This is a genomic window from Nitratireductor sp. PBL-C9, from assembly GCF_050877045.1.
GTDB classification, from domain to species: Bacteria; Pseudomonadota; Alphaproteobacteria; order Rhizobiales; family Rhizobiaceae; genus Nitratireductor; species Nitratireductor aquimarinus.
Genome location: NZ_JBPAXW010000005.1, coordinates 112,505 through 129,801, shown reverse-complemented (window position 1 = coordinate 129,801; position 17,297 = coordinate 112,505). Strand labels below are relative to the sequence as shown.

Here is a 17,297-nt window from a genome sequence, read left to right as displayed (position 1 = left end):
CGTCGAAGTCACTGACCGTTTTCCGTACCCAACGTCAGGCAGGAGCTTACCACGGTTTTCGGTATGCGTGACTTGCAAGATCCCGGCGTTTGCGGGCTGGGCACGAACGCAGTCGCTGAGTGAACGGATCTTCGGAATCGGGAGCGTGTCGGCTTCAAGGAGCCTGGCAGGGAGAATGCGTTCCACGAGCAGGGAAGTCGTGTTTCGCTCTCATGCTTTGCTATGCTGAAACGTGATGTTTGTCGTGCATTCGCTTCAATGCAATTCCATCAACAAAACCAAGACATCGTCTGGAGTGTTGATGGTGGGCGCGGCAGGGATTGAACCTGCGACCCCACCCGTGTGAAGGGTGTGCTCTCCCGCTGAGCTACGCGCCCGTTGACGAAAGCTTCGTCAAGCGAGCCGGGATATAAGGGGCGGGGTGGCCGGGTGTCAAGCGGGCTTTCGAAACTGATTTCAGGATGCCGTGGCGGCGATCAGGCTCTCGGCCATCTCGACAGTCAGTTCGTCGAACCCCGAGATGACGCGGGACGGTTCGAATGCGCTGACATGGCGGTCCGTATAGCCGAAGTCGACTGCAATGACGGGAATGCCGGCCGCCTTGGCAGTGTCGATGTCGGTGCGCGAATCGCCCACCATCACGGCACGCTCCGGGTCGGCCCCGGCCATGGCGATGGTGCGCAGAAGGTGGCCCGGATCGGGCTTGCGCATCGGAAACGTGTCGCCGCCGCAGATTGCCTTGAAATGACCGATCACGCCCAGCGCCTCGAGAAGCGAGAGCGACATGCCTTCAAGCTTGTTGGTGCAAACGGCGGTCGTGTATCCCGCAGCCTGAAAGCGTTCGATGGCTTCGATCGCGCCGGGGAACGGTTTTGAGCGGCCGGGAACATTGGCCGTATAGTGGTCGAGGAAGATGGCCTGCAGCGCGTCGAGCTGGCCTTCCGCAAGATGCCGCTGGCGCAGCGCGAAGGCGCGTTCAATCATCACGCGGCTGCCAAAACCGACAATGCGGTTGATGTCTTCGCTTTTCACCGGTTCCATGTCGACGGTTGCAAGGCAGTGGTTGAGGCTGTCGAGCAGGTCGGGTGCCGTATCCACGAGCGTGCCGTCGAGGTCGAAAACGATGATTGGCGCTGACATGTTGTCCCCTTCTTGAATAATCTTGGGATAGCGCGCAGTGCAGGTCTAGGCAAGGTATGCCGCTTATGTGCCTTGCATTGCGGGGAGCGGTAAAACGGGTTAGGAACCGCTCAGAACGGACCGGGGGCTAAATTGTCGGCTGATATGCGTGAATTGAAGATCGAGGCGGCGCGTGCCGCATTGGGCCAGGTGCAGGATGGAATGCGGTTGGGAATCGGCACCGGATCGACTGCCGAGGAATTCGTGCGCGTTCTGGCCGAGCGGGTCGCTGGCGGGCTTTCCGTCATCGGTGTGCCGACGTCGGAACGCACGGCTGCGCTCTGTAAAGAACTCGGTGTGCCGCTGACCACGCTGGACGAAACGCCTGAACTCGACCTCACCATCGACGGCGCCGACGAGATCGGCCCGGAACTCGGCCTCATCAAGGGCGGTGGCGGCGCGCTCCTGCGCGAAAAGATCGTGGCTGCTGCCTCGCAGCGCATGATCGTCATCGCCGACAAGACCAAGATGGTCGAATCGCTCGGTCGCTTCCCGCTGCCCATCGAGGTCAACGCGTTTGGTCTGCGCGCCACCGTGGTGGCCATTGAAAAGGTTGCGAAAGAGCTTGGGCTTGAAGGACCGCTTGCGGTTCGTGAGCGCGATGGCAAACCCTTTGTGACCGATGGTGGACATCTCATCGTCGATGCATCTTTTGGCCGCATTCCCGATCCAAGAGCATTGGCAATCGCCTTGAACGCCATACCCGGCGTTGTTGAACATGGCCTGTTTCTCGACCTTGCCGACACCGCCTTCGTGGCGGGAGACGGTCAGGTGCGAACCGTCGGGGCCGCATGAACAAGAATGGAGTGAGAAACACATGAACCTGGCAACCCGCATGCGCCTTGCCGCTGCCTCTGCAGCCGTGGCGATGACGTTCGCATTCGCTCCTGCCAACGCGCAGGACATTTCCGCTTCGCATCTTGCTGCGGCGCGTTCCGCAATCGATGCGATTCACGCGACCGACGATTTCGATGGCGTGCTGCCGCAGGCCGCCGCCGCGCTGAAGTCCGAGCTGATCCGCAAGAACCCGGATCTGGTGGCGCTCATCAACGCCACGGTGGACGAGAAAGCCATCGAGCTTGCAACCCGCCGTGTGGATCTCGAGCGTGAGGCCGCTCAGGCCTATGCCCGCGTGTTCACCGAGCAGGAGCTGACCGAGATCGCGAATTTTTACGATTCGCCCACCGGTCGTAAGCTGATTGAGGACGGTCCCATCGTGACCCGCGAAGTGCTCAAGGCCGGCGAGATCTGGCGTCGCGGCATTGCCCGCGATCTGGCGCAGACGGTCGGCGAGCAGATCCAGGCCGCCGCCCAGGCGACCGGTGGCGGAGCTGCTGCCGGCGAGGGCGAAGCCGCCCCGGCCCAGTAAGCTTTCGATCACGAAACAGTTAGAGCCCGGTCGTCGCACCGGGCTTTTATTCTTGTGCGGCGGTTTCTACCTCTGGATCGCTGCGCGTCCATCCGGACGCACAACGGACGATCTGGACGATCGATGGGGCATCGGAACAACCCGAAAACCGGATGCCACTTTTCGGTCCGATGCTCTGGATCACCGTAAGGTTCGGGCGCCACGCGTTGGCGCCGCATGTTTGCGATAGGGGCGCAATTCGCTTTCGAGACGCGCTCCGCAAGGCCCTGGGGGGCGAGGATCAGAAGATGAGCGAATTCGATTACGATCTCTTTGTCATTGGTGGCGGATCGGGCGGCGTGCGTGCTGCGCGTCTGGCGGCGGGGCTTGGAAAGCGCGTCGCCGTGGCCGAGGAGTACCGTTTCGGCGGCACCTGCGTCATTCGTGGCTGCGTCCCGAAAAAGCTCTATGTCTATGCCTCGCAGTTTCCCGAGCATTTCGAGGATGCCGCCGGTTATGGCTGGACGGTGCCGGAAGCCACTTTCGACTGGAAGACGCTGGTCGCCAACAAGGAACGCGAAATCACGCGGCTTGAAGGGCTTTACCGCAAGGGGCTGGAAAATGCCGGGGCCGAGATCATCGAAGCCCGCGCCGCGCTGGTTGATCGCCATACGCTCGACGTAGGGGGCAGGCGCGTGACGGCTGACAAGATCATCATCGCTGTCGGTGGTCGTCCCAACCCGCATCTGGCGCTTCCCGGCCACGAACATTGCATCTTCTCGAATGAAGCCTTCGATCTGGCGGAACTGCCCAGGGCCATCGTCATCGAGGGCGGCGGCTATATCGCCGTCGAGTTCGCCAACATCTTCCATGGCCTGGGCGTCGACACAACGCTCGTTTACCGGGGCAAGGAAATCCTGTCGCGTTTCGATCAGGATCTGCGCCGCGAACTTCACGCCACGATGGAAGCGAAGGGCATCAAGATCCTGTGCCATGACGTGCTGACCGAGGTCGAAAAGCGCGGCGAGGGCGATCTTCTGGTGCATCTGAAATCGGGCAAGGCAATCGAGGCAAGCCAGGTCATGCTGGCCATTGGCCGTCTGCCCAACACGGAAGGTCTCGGGCTTGAGGCTGCCGGTGTGGAGACGGGCAAGGGCGGCGAGATCCCGGTCGACAATTACTCGCGCACCAATGTCGACAACATCTGGGCGCTGGGCGACGTCACCAACCGCGTGCAGCTCACCCCGGTCGCGATCCAAGAGGCCATGTGCTTCATCGAGACCGAGTACCGGAACAACCCGACCGAGGTCGATCATGACATGATCGCCACGGCCGTGTTTTCGCAGCCCGAGATCGGCACTGTGGGCCTCTCCGAAGATGAGGCCGCGAAGCGTTTCGACAGGCTCGAGATCTATCGCGCCAGCTTCCGCCCCATGCGTCACACCCTGTCTGGCCGTCAGGAAAAGATGCTCATGAAGCTCGTTGTCGATGGCGACAGCCGCCGCGTGATCGGTGCTCATGTGATGGGTCCGGATGCCGGCGAGATGGCGCAGCTTCTGGGCATCGCCTTGAAGGCGCGCCTGTCGAAGGACGATTTCGACCGCACCATGGCCGTGCATCCCTCCGCCGCCGAGGAGCTTGTGACCATGTACGCGCCGACCTATCGCGTCGAGAAGGGCGAGCGGGTCGGCTGACATGGACAGGCGTGCGGGTGAAGGCGCTCTGGTCGCCTATTTCGGTTATGGGTCGCTCGTCAATCGCGACACCCACCGCACCGAGATCGTCGACGCGCTGCCTGCGCGCCTGAAAGGCTGGCGACGCCACTGGGTGCGTCGTGACGAAGAAAGCAGCCGCGCGCTTCTGAGCGTGCGGCGCGATCCGGCATCCGTCATCGACGGGCTCCTGGTTATTGACCGGGCGGAAAACCTGCCGGCGGTCGATCTGCGCGAAGAGCGCTATCAGCGCGTGTCGCTTGCGCCAGCAGACCTTGAGCTTTCGGCGGACTTGCCCGCCGATTGCCCGCTTCACGTCTATGAAGCGAACCTGGTTCATGCGCCCGTTCGGCTTGAAATCATCCAATCCTATCTCGACGCCGTGCTTCAGGGATTCCTGCGCGAATATGGCCGTTCCGGCGTCGAGCGCTTCGTCTCCGAGACCGAAGGGTTTGACGCGGAAATTCTTGCTGATCGCAAGACGCCAACCTACCCGCGTGCGGTGGTGCTCAGCGATGAAGAAAAGAGCCTGTTCGATGCAATTTTAATGCAAAAAATCGAATGAAATGCATTTTTCGTGCGCCGGTGTTTCCTGTCCGCCACAATTGCGGGCTAGTATCGGGCGCATCCTTTGGTTAAGGAGATGGCCTTCCAGTATCCGTCTTGGAGTTTTGAGCGGATAGAGGGCATGATCCTATAGCAACTGTCGAGTAAGCAAGATGACGAAGTGGTCGCCGAATTCGTGGAGAAACAAGCCTATCCTGCAGGTTCCGGCTTATCCGGACGCCGCCGCCCTGGCCGAGGTCGAGGCACGCATGGCCACGTATCCGCCGCTCGTTTTTGCAGGTGAGGCGCGCAAGCTCAAGAAACAGCTCGCTGCCGTGGCCGAGGGCAACGGTTTTCTGCTGCAGGGCGGCGATTGCGCCGAGAGCTTTGCCGAGCATGGCGCGGACAATATCCGCGACTTCTTCCGCGCATTCCTGCAGATGGCCGTCGTCTTAACCTATGCTGGCTCGCAGCCCGTGGTGAAGGTTGGCCGCATTGCCGGTCAGTTCGCCAAGCCGCGCTCCTCCGACAACGAGACCAAGGGTGATGTGGTTCTGCCGAGCTACCGCGGCGACATCATCAATGGCATTGAGTTCGAGGAGAGCTCGCGCATTCCCGATCCGGCGCGCCAGGAAATGGTCTATCGCCAGTCGGCAGCGACCCTGAATCTGCTGCGCGCTTTCGCGCAGGGCGGTTTCGCCAATCTGGACAACGTTCACAAGTGGATGCTGGGCTTCCTGTCCGACAGCCCGCAGGCTGAGCGTTATCAGGAACTGGCCAACCGCATTTCCGAGACGGTCGATTTCATGCGCGCCATCGGCATCACCGGTGAAAGCACGCATGCGCTGCGCGAGACGGATTTCTACACCAGCCATGAGGGCTTGCTTCTCGGTTACGAAGAGGCGCTCACGCGCGTCGATTCCACCTCCGGCGACTGGTACGCCACGTCCGGCCACATGATCTGGATCGGCGACCGTACCCGCCAGCCCGACCATGCGCATGTGGAATACTGCCGTGGCATCAAGAACCCGCTCGGCCTCAAATGCGGTCCTTCGCTTTCGCCGGATGGTCTGCTTGAACTGATCGACATTCTGAACCCGGAAAACGAGCCGGGCCGTCTCACCCTGATCGCCCGCTTTGGTGCGGACAAGGTGGGCGACTACCTGCCCAAGCTCATCCGCGCGGTGGAGAAGGAAGGGCGCAAGGTCGTCTGGTCCTGCGATCCGATGCACGGCAACACCGTCACTGCTGCCGGCTACAAGACGCGTCCCTTCGACCGCATTCTCAAGGAGGTTCAGACCTTCTTCGAGGTGCACCGCGCCGAAGGCTCGCATCCGGGCGGTCTGCATGTGGAGATGACCGGCAAGAACGTCACCGAGTGCACGGGCGGCGCGCGCGCCATCCGCGACGAGGAGTTGCAGGATCGCTACCACACCCATTGCGACCCGCGTCTCAACGCCGATCAGGCGCTCGAACTGTCTTTCCTGGTGGCTGAACTCCTGAAAAAGGACCGTGAGGCTCTGCCGGCAGACAAGGTCGCCAACGCGTGAAGCTGGCCTGAACCCTGGGTTCAGGCTTTCGCGATGCCTGTTGCGGCGCGCGGCTGATATCATGGTTCCGAAACGGTTCGACTGGTTTCGGAGGGATGCCATGACTGAACGACATGACGGATCGTGCCTTTGTGGCGCGGTCCGTTTTCACACTGAGGGCGCGCTGCGTGGCGTCGTCTATTGCCATTGTTCGCAGTGCCGCAAGCAGACCGGGCTCTATTACGCCGCCACCGATGTGGATGTCTGTAACCTTGCCATTGAGGGTGAAGACAGTCTCACCTGGTATGCGGCATCCGGTTTTGCCAAGCGCGGTTTCTGCAAAACCTGCGGCTCTGCGCTTTTCTGGAAGCGGGACGGCGCAGACCGGGTTTCCATCCTTGCCGGCGCGTTCGATCTGCCATCCGGCCTTGCGGCGGAACGTCATATTTTCGTGGCCGGAAAAGGCGATTTCTATGCTATCGCCGACGGGTTGCCGCAGCATGCGCGCGGCAGTCCCGATATTATCGTTGCCGGGAGTGATGCACAGGAATGACCGAATTGCCCGAAACGCTGAGGCTGGATACGCGCCCCGGTCTGCCTGCCGATCTGCGCTATCTCGTGGAAAAATACCCGCGCGAGGTCTGGCCCACCCATCCCAATCTCGGCGAGATGGCGCAGTTCTGGCTGCAACGGCACGACATGTTTCGCGAACTTGGCGGCATGTTGAAGACCAGCATGGGCGATTACAGGGAAGGGCGTCTCGCGCCGCGTGAGTTCGCCGGCTGGTTTGCGCCCCGCCTTCGCTTCTTCCTGCAGCAGCTCAATGGCCACCACCAGATCGAGGATATGCATTACTTTCCGGTCTTCGCCGCTGCGGAGGCGCGGATGAAACACGGCTTCGATCTTCTGGACAGCGATCATCACGTCATCCATGACGCGCTGGAGCGCAATGCGCAGGCAGGAACCGCGTTCCTTCAGGCGCTTCAGGCCGATCAGGATCGCCAGCGTTTTGCCGCCGACGCCTATGCGCGCGAGAACGAGGCGCTGCTTGCCATGCTTCTGCGGCATCTGGACGATGAAGAGGATCTGATCATCCCGCTCATTCTAGACCGCAGTGAGGAGGGGCTTGGCGTCAGCCTCTGATCCCCGGCAGCGTGTTGCAAGCAGGGGATGCAAAGGCTAAACGCTTTGAAGTCCAAGCAGTTCTCGCCCATTGAACAGGAACGTCATGGCCCCCAAACCTGCCTCTCCCGATATTCTGCGCATCGCCACCGCCCAGCTCAATCCGGTTGTGGGCGATGTGGCTGGCAATTTGGCAAAGGCGCGTGAAGCACGCGCGGATGCTGCCCGTCATGGCGCCGATCTGGTCCTGTTCACCGAACTGTTTATCGCCGGCTACCCGCCGGAAGATCTGGTTTTGAAGCCTGCCTTCGTTGAAGCGTGCGAGCGCGCGGTGCGGGAACTCGCCGAAGAGACGAAGGACGGCGGCCCCGGTGTCATCATCGGCGTTCCGTTGAAGCGCAAGAGCGGTCTGCACAATGCGGTCATGGTGCTGGATGGTGGTGAGGTGATCGCCGAGCGTTACAAGCTGGACCTGCCCAATTACGGCGAATTTGACGAAAAGCGCGTCTTCCAGCCGGGGCCGGACATGCCGGGACCGGTCAATTTCCGCGGCATTCGCATCGGCATTCCTGTCTGCGAGGACATCTGGGGCAATCTCGATGTGTGCGAAACGCTGGCCGAATCCGGCGCGGAGATGCTTCTGGTGCCCAACGGCTCTCCCTATTATCGGGGTAAAGTCGAGGTGCGCCACCAGGTGGTCATCCGTCAAGTGATCGAGAGCGGCCTGCCGATCCTCTACGCCAACCAGCTTGGCGGTCAGGACGAGCTTGTCTTTGATGGCGCATCCTTCGCCATTCAGGCCGACAAGTCGCTGGCCTTCCAGATGAGCGAATTCGAGGAAGCCGTTTCCATCTCCACATGGAAGCGGGATGGCGAGGGGTGGCGCTGCGACGACGGCCCGCTTTCGAAGATCCCGGAGGCAGAAGAGGCCGATTATCGCGCCTGCATGCTGGGCCTGCGCGATTATGTGAACAAGAACGGCTTCAAGAATGTGGTGCTGGGCCTGTCCGGCGGCATCGATTCCGCGATCTGCGCGGCGCTTGCCGTTGATGCGCTGGGCGAGGAACGGGTGCGCTGCATCATGCTGCCCTACCGCTACACGTCCGAGGAATCGCTCAAGGATGCGCAGGATTGCGCCCGCGCGCTCGGCTGCCGTTATGACATCGTGCCGATCTCAGAGCCGGTCGAGGGCTTTTCGAGTGCGCTTGCCGCGCTCTTCGAGGGCACCAATGAAGGGGTGACGGAGGAGAACCTTCAGAGCCGTACCCGTGGCACCATCCTCATGGCCGTCTCCAACAAGTTCGGCTCCATGGTCGTCACCACTGGCAACAAGTCGGAAATGTCGGTCGGCTACGCGACGCTCTATGGCGACATGAATGGCGGGTTCAATCCCATCAAGGATGTCTACAAGATGCAGGTCTACGCCCTGTCGGCGTGGCGCAACACGACTGTGCCGCCCGGCGCGCTCGGTCCATCCGGCGAGGTCATCCCGCAGAACATCATCGACAAGGCGCCCTCGGCAGAGCTGCGCCCCGACCAGACGGATCAGGATTCCCTGCCGCCCTATCCGGTGCTCGACGATATTCTGGAATGTCTGGTGGAAGGCGAGATGAGCGTCGACGCCATCGTCGCGCGCGGCCATGACCGCGACACGGTGCATCGCATCGAGAATCTTCTCTACATCGCCGAGTACAAGCGCCGGCAGGCAGCGCCTGGCGTCAAAATCACGAAGAAGAATTTCGGGCGCGACCGCCGCTATCCGATCACGAACAGATTCAGGGACCGTTCGTAAGGCTCTGTTTCGAAATTGCTTTCTGAATTTTTATGCGGCTCGCACCAGACCGATGCGGGCCGCATTTCTATTCGCAGATTGAGTTCGGGATGAAGTGCAGAGTGCTGTTTCTACTGTCTTTTCCCGTTTCTATCGCTCTCTTTCGTTTTCCAGTTCCGCCCGCGTTGAGTAGACCCGGTCCACCAGCCCCCAGTCGCAGGCTTCCTGCGCGGTCATGAAGAAATCGCGGTCGAGCGTGCGCTCCACTTCGTCTTCCGTGCGCCCGCAATGATGCGCATAAAGCCCGATCAGCCGCCGCTTCAGTTTGAGGATATCCTCGGCATGGCGCTGTACGTCGGATGCCTGGCCGCGAAAGCCGCCGGAGGGCTGATGCAGAACGATGCTTGCATTGGCGAGTGCGGCGCGCCGGCCGGCTTCTCCGCCCATCAGGAGGAATGATCCCATCGAACCGGCGGTGCCCATGCACACGGTCGCCACCGGGCTCTTGATGAAGCGCATCGTGTCGTAGATCGCAAAGCCGCTCGACACCACGCCGCCCGGCGAGTTGATGTAGAATGAGATTTCCCGCTCCGGGTTCTCCGATTCCAGAAACAGAAGCTGCGCGCAGATCAGTGCAGCCGAGTCGTCGTTCACCTCGCCATTCAGAAAGATGATCCGCTCCCGCAGGAGCCTTGAAAAGATGTCGAAGGAGCGTTCGCCTTTCGGCGATTGCTCCACCACCATGGGGACGAGCGCCATCGTTTCGCGCATGCGCGATCTCCTTTGTTGTCGATGTCGGTTTGCGTGGGCGTCAGGCGGCGCGCGCCATCGGCACTCCATTGGCATTGGCGGCCATGCGCGGCAACGTGCTGGCGCTGTGCGTCAGACGAAAATGCGTGTGCCCGCCGGGGGCGGGGCTGATCTCGAAGGTGACCAGCGTATCCGGCGCGTCGGTGTTCCGGTCGCGCCAGGCATAGCGAACACGCGAGCAGGGCTCTTCGTCCACCATCTCATAGGCGGGCGATGTCTCGCCGTCGCCGGGTTCGCCGAGCCAGCTTGCCGCCAGTTCGGGAATGGTGAGGGCACGCCAGACCTTCTCCGGCGATGATTCCAGAACATACTCCAGAACGATGTTTTCGTTCGTCTTTTCGTCGTTCGCGTCGCTCACTGGTCCATCTCCCTGAGCAGCGTTTTGAGCCTGTCGACCCGTTCGGGCCAGAAGGCGCGATAGCGGGCGAGCCAGTCGACCACCGGGGCGAGCCCGTCGGGCCGGATGCGGTAGCGCATCTGCCGGCCGCTCTTTTCCTCTTCGATCAGGCCCGCGCTGCGCAGCACGGCCAGATGCTGCGAGATCGCCGGCTGTGACATGGCGAGCCCTTCGCGCAGCTCTGTCGCGTTGCGTTCGCCAGCACTCAGCCGTTCCAGCATGTGCCGGCGGGTCGGGTCGGCCAGCGCCTTGAAGATATCCGTTTCTGTCATGCGCAATAGATAAGTCGATTCTTATGTTTTACGCAAGGGGCTTCTGGCGCATTTCATGGGGCCATCGCGGCCATTGCGATATTTGTGCCTGCGTCTACGATGCACCCAAGCCGCTTTCGCGGTCTTCCCACGGCGCGCGCCGCCAAGCTCCAGAGTTCGTCGATGTCCTATCTCGTCTTTCTTCGCGAAAATGCGCGCTGGCTTGCGGGCGGCTTCCTGCTCACGCTGTTTTCTTCTTTCGGGCAGACCTTCTTCATCTCACTCTCGGCAGGCGATATCCGCGCTGAATATGATCTGTCCCACGGGGCGTTCGGCGCGCTCTACATGCTGGCGACGCTCGCCAGCGCGTTCACCCTGCCAAAGCTTGGCCAGATCGTTGACCGCCACTCGGCGCGAACGGTCACCTTCATCATCATCCCGCTTCTGGCGCTCGCCTGTGTATCGATGGCGCTGTCGCATTCCATCATCGTCCTGGTGGTCACCATCTACATGCTGCGCCTGTTCGGGCAGGGGATGATGACCCACAATTCGCTGACCGCCATGGGGCGCTGGTTTTCTGCCCAGCGCGGCCGTGCGGTCTCCGTCGCCACGCTCGGGCACAATGTGGGTGAGGCGATCCTGCCGCTCGCTTTCGTTGCTGTTGCAGCCGTCGTCGGCTGGCGCAACAGCTGGTTCATCGCCGCAGCCCTGCTGCTCGTTTTCGCACTACCGGTCATCACCGGCCTGATCGCTGTTGAGCGCGCCCCGCGCGACAGCGATCCGGTATCCCGCCGCAGCACCGTGCGTGACTGGACGCGCGGCGAGGTGGTGCGCGATCCGGTTTTCTATCTTCTGCTGCTCGGCGTCATGGCGCCGGGCTTCATCGGCACCACCATCTTCTTCCATCAGATCTATCTGGTGGATCTGCGTGGCTGGTCGCTGGAGGTGTTTGCATCTTCCTTCACCTTCATGGCGTCCATGACGGTCATTTTTGCGCTGATCTCGGGCCAGTTGATTGACCGTTTCTCCGCTGTCGCGCTTCTGCCCGGCTTCTTGATCCCGCTGGGGGCTGCCTGTCTCATTCTGGCAGGCAGTGAGGCCCAGTGGAGCGCCTTCGCTTTCATGGGGCTTATGGGTGTGTCCTACGGCTTCTCGTCCACCCTGTTCGGTGCGCTGTGGCCAGAAGTCTATGGCATCCGGCATCTGGGCTCCATTCGCGCGCTGACGGTCGCCATCATGGTCTTCGCCACGGCGATGGGGCCGGGCATTACCGGCTTCCTGATCGACCGTGGCGTGAGCTACCCGCTGCAGATCAGCGTGATGGGCGTCTATTGCCTTGCGGCATGCGTGGTTCTTTTCTTTGTCTCGCGCTCTCTGAGCGCGCGGCTGAAAGGGGCCTGAGGCCACGTTCTTCTTGCCAGCTGCGGCACTTTTGGCTACGCCCGCAGGCATGACAGTCACCGTTCGTTTCGCGCCGTCTCCGACCGGCCACATCCATATCGGCAACACCCGCACCGCGCTTTTCAACTGGCTCTATGCGAAGAAGCATGGCGGCCGTTTCATCCTGCGTTTCGACGACACGGATGTGGAGCGCTCGCGACAGGAATATGCCGAAGGCATTGCCCGCGATCTCACCTGGCTTGGCATCGAGCCGGATCAGACGGTCGCCCAGTCGGCGCGCTTTGATCGCTATGACGCCGCCGCTGAAAAGCTGAAGGCCGCAGGCCTTCTCTACCCCTGCTACGAGACTCCCGAAGAGCTGGAGCGCCGGCGCAAGATCCGCCTGTCGCGCCGTCTGCCGCCCGTCTATGGCCGCGAGGCGCTGAAACTTACCGATGAGGAGAAGGCTGCGCTTGAAGCCGAGGGCCGCAAGCCGCACTGGCGCTTCCTCCTGCCCAATTTCGAAGACGATCCCTTCGTGACCAGCCGCACCGAGGTGCATTGGGACGATGTGGTGCGCGGGCCGCAGACGGTCGATCTGGCTTCCATGTCCGATCCCGTCCTCATTCGCGGCGACGGCACTTATCTCTATACGCTTCCTTCCGTGGTCGATGACATTGATCTCGGCGTCACGCACATCATCCGTGGTGACGATCACGTCACCAACACTGGCGCGCAGATTGCGCTGTTCCGGGCGCTGCGCGCTGAGCCGCCGGCCTTCGGTCACCACAATCTTCTGACCACGGTTTCTGGCGAAGGGCTTTCCAAGCGCACAGGCGCACTTTCCGTGGCGAGCCTTCGTGAAAGCGGCATCGAACCCATGGCGGTGGCGTCGCTGGCCGTCCTGATCGGCACGTCGGAAAACGTAACGGCTGCCGCATCCATGGATGAACTGGCGGCGCTGTTTGACCCCACTTCCACATCGAAATCGGCTGCCAGGTTCGACCCGGCAGAGCTTTCAGGTCTCAGCCGGCATCTCATTCAGGCCATGACGTTCGGCGATGTGAAAGAGCGGCTGGCGGGTCTTGGTATTGCCGGAGACGATGCAGAAGCCTTCTGGCTTGCCGTGCGCGGCAATGTGGAGACGGTCGCTGAGGCGGCTGACTGGTGGAGCATCCTTCGCGTGAAACCTGCTCAGGATGCCGTTCTTTTGGACGAGGATCGTGACTTTGTTCGCGAGGCGGGGAAGCATCTCCCGCAGGAGCCATGGGACGTCGAGACCTGGCGCGCATGGACGGGCGCCGTGAAGGCGGAGACGGGCCGCAAGGGCCGGGGCCTCTTCATGCCGCTGCGGATTGCCCTTACGGGGCGGGAGCAGGGGCCGGAGCTCGCAGGTCTATTGCCCCTTTTGGGTCGGGAAGAAACGCTGGCCCGACTATCCTGACACGGCGCTGCTCGGCCTCGTCGTCGAGCGACCGCGCCGGGTTAGGACCCTGCTGAAGCGCTGATGCATCGCCAGCGCTGTCTACCGGTTTTCGTTCTGGCGCCTTTGCAATGTAGAAGCTCGTTTCCTTTGCGCTGGCAGCTTCACTGGCCGGAAATTCCTCTTTCATTTCCGGTTCCTGCCACGGTTCACCGCGGGCGAAGCCTTGCAATTCGACCGCTCTCTGGCCGGCAACAATCGTGAAATTCCTGTCCTTGCGACAGCCGCACGCGGCTTTCGAGACCCCGTTTTCACGGTAGCTGAAAGCCTTGGGCAACTCCCGATACGGCGTGCCGTCCGCGACCGAGATCATGTTTTCGGCTTCTTCGTTCAGCACGTCATGCGCGTAAAGCGCCACTTCTGCGCCCGGGCACCGGGCCGTGCATGTCTCGGCATCTCGTGAGAACTTGTCTTTCGAGACTGAAAACGAGATCGGGAAATAGTATCCGTCACACGTGCGAACGCACATGGTCTGGAAGACCGTGCCAGGGCGACGCAGCTTCCGGGAGCTCGTGGTGCCCGAATTTGCCGCCTTCTTGGCCTTGCGAGCCCGGGATGCCGTTTTTGCATCGCAATTGTTTGCCTTGAGCGCGGCGCGGATTCGAGAGCGCTGGCCAGGAGAACCACCACCCTTCCAGCCCCGCTGACGCCGCAATTCGGCAATGTTCTGCGTCATACGGGCGGCAGATCTGTTGAGTTGCGCGCATTGCCGGGCATTATCCCCGAAAATGGCGAACCCGCATCGCATCTTACTGAGCCGGGCGCGAACGACGCCGAGTTCTTTCTTCTGTTTGGCAATTGCCCGATCGTAGCGTTTGGCTTTGCTGGACGATCCGCCAGAGGCTGCGGCGAGCTGTGTTTCAAGCTTCCTGCATGTGCGCGACTTCGCCTCGGCGTCTGCAATGGTTGCAGCCATGCCGACCATGCTCATGACAGCCACAAGCATCAAACAGAACAGGTTTTTGCCGCGCAGATACATCACTCGTACCGTTCAAACAGCGCCGGTCAGAGTGGGGATACTCATTCCACGCTCACAGGCCTCCAAAACCGCACTGGTTTCCGAGACACCACCGGCTGATTGGCGCGAAGATGCGCCAATCAAGTTAAGTTACGGTTAGAAATGCAACTCTATCGCGAAATTTTGATCCGTGACAACTAAAATTGCGACTTTTCCGCAATCAGCTTGTCATGATGGCCTTGCTCTTCTGCAGCGCCTCGACGGCCGCCAGCGCGGTCATGTTCACAACACCGCGCGACGTGACGGACGGCGTGAGAATATGCGCCGGCATGGCGGTGCCGAGAAGGATTGGGCCGACATGCAGCGCGTCGGTCATCACCTTGAGCGTGGTCAGGGTGATGTTGGCTGCATCCAGGCTCGGGAAGACCAGAAGATTGGCCTCACCGGAAAGAGCGGCCTGCGGATAGACACGCTGGCGCAGCACTTCCGAGAGCGCGGAATCGCCATGCATCTCGCCTTCGGACACCAGGTCCGGCGCGACGCGCTTCAGCGTCAGCGCCGCTTCGCGCATCTTGATGGCGCTTTCGGAATCGCGCGACCCGAAGTTCGAATGCGACAGCAGCGCCGCCTTCGGCTCGATGCCGAAACGGCGGATTTCCTCCGCAGCCAGGATCGTCGTTTCCACGATCTCGGAAGCCGACGGGCAGAGCGTGACATAGGTGTCGGTGAAGAAGGTCACGCCGAACTGCGAGATCAGCATGGAGAGGGTGGAGAGATCGCGCACGCCCTCGCGCCTGCCGATGATCATGTCGACATAGCGCAGGTGTTTTTCGAAACGCCCTTCCAGACCGCAGATCATGGCGTCGGCCTCGTCACGCATCATGGCGATGGCGGCGATCACCGTGGTATTGGTGCGCACCAAGGTGCGTGCGGCCTCCGGCGTCACGCCACGACGGCCGGCAAGCTGCACCAGCATATCGACATAGTCGCGATAGCGCGGATCGTCTTCCGGGTTGATGATGGAGAAGTCTTCGCCCGGACGAATGCGCAGGCCATAGCGCTTGAGGCGCGTTTCCACCACGTGCGGGCGGCCGATGATGATGGGCTCGGCAATGCCTTCCTCGATCACCACCTGGGCTGCGCGCAGCACGCGCTCATCTTCGCCATCCGCATAGATGACGCGCTTGGTGCCCGCACCCTTGGCGGCCGAGAAGACAGGCTTCATCACCAGGCCGGAGCGGAACACGAAGCGGTTCAGCCGGTCCAGATACTGGTCCATGTCCTCGATGGGCCGCGCCGCGACGCCACTCTTCATCGCCGCTTCGGCAACCGCCGGCGCAATGCGCAGGATAAGCCGCGGGTCGAAAGGCGAGGGGATCAGGAAGTCGGGTCCGAAGATCGGCGTCTCGCCCGAATAGGCGCGCGCTGCGACATCGGAAGGTTCTTCGCGTGCAAGGCCCGCAATCGCCTTCACGGCGGCGCGCTTCATTTCCTCGTTGATCGCGGTTGCGCCCACATCGAGCGCCCCACGGAAGATGTAGGGGAAGCACAGGACGTTGTTCACCTGGTTCGGGAAGTCCGAACGCCCGGTGCAGATCATGGCGTCAGGCCGCGCTTCGCGCGCCACGTCCGGCATGATCTCGGGAACGGGGTTGGCAAGCGCCAGGATCAGTGGCTTTTCAGCCATGTCAGCCAGCATTTCCGGCTTCAGGACACCGGCCGCCGAGAGGCCCAGGAACACATCCGCTCCGCCGATCACTTCGGCAAGCTTGCGGGCGTCCGTATCCTTCACATAGGGCGCTTTCCAGCGGTCCATCTCTTCCTTCCGGCCCTCATAGACGACGCCGTGGCGGTCGGTGAGCCAGATATTCTCGGTCTTCGCACCCAGCGAGACCAGCAGATTGAGACAGGCAAGCGCGGCAGCGCCTGCACCGGAGGAAACGATCTTCGCCTTGGCAATGTCCTTGCCGGCCAGCTCCAGCCCGTTCATGACGGCCGCGGCAACAATGATCGCGGTTCCGTGCTGGTCGTCATGGAACACCGGAATGCCCATGCGCGCCTTGAGCTGTTCCTCGACCTCAAAACACTCCGGAGCCTTGATGTCCTCAAGGTTGATGCCACCGAAGGTCGGCTCGAGTGCTGCGACGGTTTCCACCATCCGGTCGATTTCCGGCGCATCGATTTCGATGTCGAAAACATCGATGCCGGCAAACTTCTTGAAGAGGACCGCCTTGCCCTCCATCACGGGTTTGGAGGCAAGCGGGCCGATATTGCCGAGGCCGAGCACCGCCGAACCATTGGAAACCACGGCCACGAGATTGGCGCGGGCGGTGTAGTCTGCCGCCGTGCTCGGATCGTCATGGATGGCCATGCAGGGAGCGGCAACGCCCGGAGAATAGGCAAGCGCCAGATCGCGCTGGTTGCCGAGCGGCTTGGTCGCCTGGATCTCCAGCTTCCCCGGCATGGGGTGGCTGTGGAAGAAGAGCGCGGCTTCGTCGAATTCGGATCGTTGCGGTTTCTTGGTATTGGAAGACATCCAGCGGCTCCACATCATGGCTCTGTCGGTGGGGCCGTTTGGCTCGCGGCCCGGCGTTCGCGCGCCTTTCCGGTCCCGCAGGGAACAAGGCACTCAAACGATTTGAATCATCACTTGTGCTTAGGCGCTCATAACTGCTTTTTCCAGCGTTGAATGCCGAGAAGCAGTTTCATCCGCCAGAATTGCTGCTTTCGGGCTGTTCTGACGCAGGATGGGGCCGGGTTTGCGGTAACGCTACGGAATCCGTCATATGCCTGTGACATGAATCTGGCCAT

The 17,297-nt window shown here is 61.6% G+C and carries 16 protein-coding genes and 1 tRNA gene; 10 read left to right on the top strand and 7 right to left on the bottom strand.

All coding sequences use genetic code 11. The features are described from left to right. Positions 1–302: 302 nt before the first annotated feature. Together ACRTG1_RS12410 and ACRTG1_RS12405 are read right to left on the bottom strand one after the other, a co-directional pair. Positions 303–377: transfer RNA gene (locus ACRTG1_RS12410), tRNA-Val, on the bottom strand. 79 nt (positions 378–456) lie between these two features. Then, positions 457–1,140, bottom strand: a complete 684-nt coding sequence (locus tag ACRTG1_RS12405; RefSeq protein WP_113155391.1) for an HAD family hydrolase — start codon at positions 1,138–1,140, stop codon at positions 457–459. 144 nt (positions 1,141–1,284) lie between these two features. On the opposite strand from ACRTG1_RS12405, the gene rpiA reads away from it, so the two are divergent. From rpiA to ACRTG1_RS12365, 8 genes are all read left to right on the top strand, one after another. Then, a complete protein-coding gene (gene rpiA, locus ACRTG1_RS12400; protein ID WP_432516378.1) occupies positions 1,285–1,974 on the top strand; it encodes a ribose-5-phosphate isomerase RpiA in 690 nt (229 codons plus the stop codon). A gap of 22 nt (positions 1,975–1,996) precedes the next feature. Next, positions 1,997–2,548, top strand: a complete 552-nt coding sequence (locus tag ACRTG1_RS12395) for a DUF2059 domain-containing protein (protein ID WP_432516377.1) — start codon at positions 1,997–1,999, stop codon at positions 2,546–2,548. 287 nt (positions 2,549–2,835) lie between these two features. Continuing rightward, positions 2,836–4,221, top strand: coding sequence for a glutathione-disulfide reductase (gene gor / locus ACRTG1_RS12390; RefSeq protein WP_432516376.1), 1,386 nt, complete (start codon positions 2,836–2,838; stop codon positions 4,219–4,221). Between the two features lies 1 nt (position 4,222). Continuing rightward, positions 4,223–4,804: a gamma-glutamylcyclotransferase family protein gene (locus tag ACRTG1_RS12385; protein WP_206547465.1), complete on the top strand. Its 582-nt coding sequence runs from the start codon at positions 4,223–4,225 to the stop codon at positions 4,802–4,804. A 154-nt stretch (positions 4,805–4,958) separates the two neighbouring features. Next, positions 4,959–6,335, top strand: coding sequence for a class II 3-deoxy-7-phosphoheptulonate synthase (locus ACRTG1_RS12380; protein ID WP_206546304.1), 1,377 nt, complete (start codon positions 4,959–4,961; stop codon positions 6,333–6,335). Positions 6,336–6,435: 100 nt separating this feature from the next. Next, entirely contained in the window at positions 6,436–6,867 is a 432-nt protein-coding gene (locus tag ACRTG1_RS12375; RefSeq protein ID WP_297559782.1) for a GFA family protein, read from the top strand. Next, on the top strand, positions 6,864–7,457 hold the full coding sequence (locus tag ACRTG1_RS12370) for a hemerythrin domain-containing protein (protein WP_206546302.1): 594 nt from the start codon (positions 6,864–6,866) through the stop codon (positions 7,455–7,457). Before ACRTG1_RS12375 ends, ACRTG1_RS12370 begins: the two co-directional genes overlap by 4 nt. Before the next feature lie 85 nt (positions 7,458–7,542). Then, on the top strand, positions 7,543–9,228 hold the full coding sequence (locus tag ACRTG1_RS12365) for an NAD+ synthase (RefSeq protein ID WP_432516375.1): 1,686 nt from the start codon (positions 7,543–7,545) through the stop codon (positions 9,226–9,228). Positions 9,229–9,357: 129 nt separating this feature from the next. Here ACRTG1_RS12365 and ACRTG1_RS12360 read toward each other — a convergent pair whose 3' ends face one another. The 3 genes from ACRTG1_RS12360 to ACRTG1_RS12350 are packed head-to-tail and all read right to left on the bottom strand — an operon-like array spanning position 9,358 to position 10,686. Continuing rightward, positions 9,358–9,978, bottom strand: a complete 621-nt coding sequence (locus ACRTG1_RS12360) for an ATP-dependent Clp protease proteolytic subunit (protein ID WP_206546300.1) — start codon at positions 9,976–9,978, stop codon at positions 9,358–9,360. Between the two features lie 40 nt (positions 9,979–10,018). After that, entirely contained in the window at positions 10,019–10,375 is a 357-nt protein-coding gene (locus ACRTG1_RS12355) for an SRPBCC family protein (protein WP_113155381.1), read from the bottom strand. Beyond that, on the bottom strand, positions 10,372–10,686 hold the full coding sequence (locus ACRTG1_RS12350; RefSeq protein WP_113155380.1) for an ArsR/SmtB family transcription factor: 315 nt from the start codon (positions 10,684–10,686) through the stop codon (positions 10,372–10,374). The genes ACRTG1_RS12355 and ACRTG1_RS12350 overlap by 4 nt, the downstream gene beginning before the upstream one ends. 162 nt (positions 10,687–10,848) lie before the next feature. Between ACRTG1_RS12350 and ACRTG1_RS12345 the strand changes: the two genes are divergently transcribed. Both ACRTG1_RS12345 and gltX read left to right on the top strand, forming a co-directional pair. Next, a complete protein-coding gene (locus tag ACRTG1_RS12345; protein WP_432516374.1) occupies positions 10,849–12,066 on the top strand; it encodes an MFS transporter in 1,218 nt (405 codons plus the stop codon). Between the two features lie 49 nt (positions 12,067–12,115). Then, entirely contained in the window at positions 12,116–13,489 is a 1,374-nt protein-coding gene (gene gltX / locus ACRTG1_RS12340; RefSeq protein ID WP_432516373.1) for a glutamate--tRNA ligase, read from the top strand. On the opposite strand, the gene ACRTG1_RS12335 is transcribed toward gltX, so the two are convergent. Next, on the bottom strand, positions 13,407–14,507 hold the full coding sequence (locus ACRTG1_RS12335; protein ID WP_432516372.1) for a DUF2865 domain-containing protein: 1,101 nt from the start codon (positions 14,505–14,507) through the stop codon (positions 13,407–13,409). The genes gltX and ACRTG1_RS12335 overlap by 83 nt on opposite strands. Before the next feature lie 199 nt (positions 14,508–14,706). Then, on the bottom strand, positions 14,707–17,022 hold the full coding sequence (locus ACRTG1_RS12330; RefSeq protein WP_206546296.1) for an NADP-dependent malic enzyme: 2,316 nt from the start codon (positions 17,020–17,022) through the stop codon (positions 14,707–14,709). Positions 17,023–17,297 lie beyond the last annotated feature (275 nt).

Excerpts from the sequence above, each read along its gene's own strand:
- ACRTG1_RS12365 (WP_432516375.1), top strand. The coding sequence starts at position 7,543 with ATGGCCCCCAAACCTGCCTCTCCCGATATTCTGCGCATCGCCACCGCC.
- gltX (WP_432516373.1), top strand. The coding sequence starts at position 12,116 with ATGACAGTCACCGTTCGTTTCGCGCCGTCTCCGACCGGCCACATCCAT.
- ACRTG1_RS12395 (WP_432516377.1), top strand. The coding sequence starts at position 1,997 with ATGAACCTGGCAACCCGCATGCGCCTTGCCGCTGCCTCTGCAGCCGTG.
- gor (WP_432516376.1), top strand. The coding sequence starts at position 2,836 with ATGAGCGAATTCGATTACGATCTCTTTGTCATTGGTGGCGGATCGGGC.
- ACRTG1_RS12405 (WP_113155391.1), bottom strand. The coding sequence starts at position 1,140 with ATGTCAGCGCCAATCATCGTTTTCGACCTCGACGGCACGCTCGTGGAT.
- ACRTG1_RS12360 (WP_206546300.1), bottom strand. The coding sequence starts at position 9,978 with ATGCGCGAAACGATGGCGCTCGTCCCCATGGTGGTGGAGCAATCGCCG.
- ACRTG1_RS12370 (WP_206546302.1), top strand. The coding sequence starts at position 6,864 with ATGACCGAATTGCCCGAAACGCTGAGGCTGGATACGCGCCCCGGTCTG.
- rpiA (WP_432516378.1), top strand. The coding sequence starts at position 1,285 with ATGCGTGAATTGAAGATCGAGGCGGCGCGTGCCGCATTGGGCCAGGTG.
- ACRTG1_RS12335 (WP_432516372.1), bottom strand. The coding sequence starts at position 14,507 with ATGTATCTGCGCGGCAAAAACCTGTTCTGTTTGATGCTTGTGGCTGTC.
- ACRTG1_RS12345 (WP_432516374.1), top strand. The coding sequence starts at position 10,849 with ATGTCCTATCTCGTCTTTCTTCGCGAAAATGCGCGCTGGCTTGCGGGC.
- ACRTG1_RS12375 (WP_297559782.1), top strand. The coding sequence starts at position 6,436 with ATGACTGAACGACATGACGGATCGTGCCTTTGTGGCGCGGTCCGTTTT.
- ACRTG1_RS12350 (WP_113155380.1), bottom strand. The coding sequence starts at position 10,686 with ATGACAGAAACGGATATCTTCAAGGCGCTGGCCGACCCGACCCGCCGG.
- ACRTG1_RS12380 (WP_206546304.1), top strand. The coding sequence starts at position 4,959 with ATGACGAAGTGGTCGCCGAATTCGTGGAGAAACAAGCCTATCCTGCAG.
- ACRTG1_RS12330 (WP_206546296.1), bottom strand. The coding sequence starts at position 17,022 with ATGTCTTCCAATACCAAGAAACCGCAACGATCCGAATTCGACGAAGCC.
- ACRTG1_RS12385 (WP_206547465.1), top strand. The coding sequence starts at position 4,223 with ATGGACAGGCGTGCGGGTGAAGGCGCTCTGGTCGCCTATTTCGGTTAT.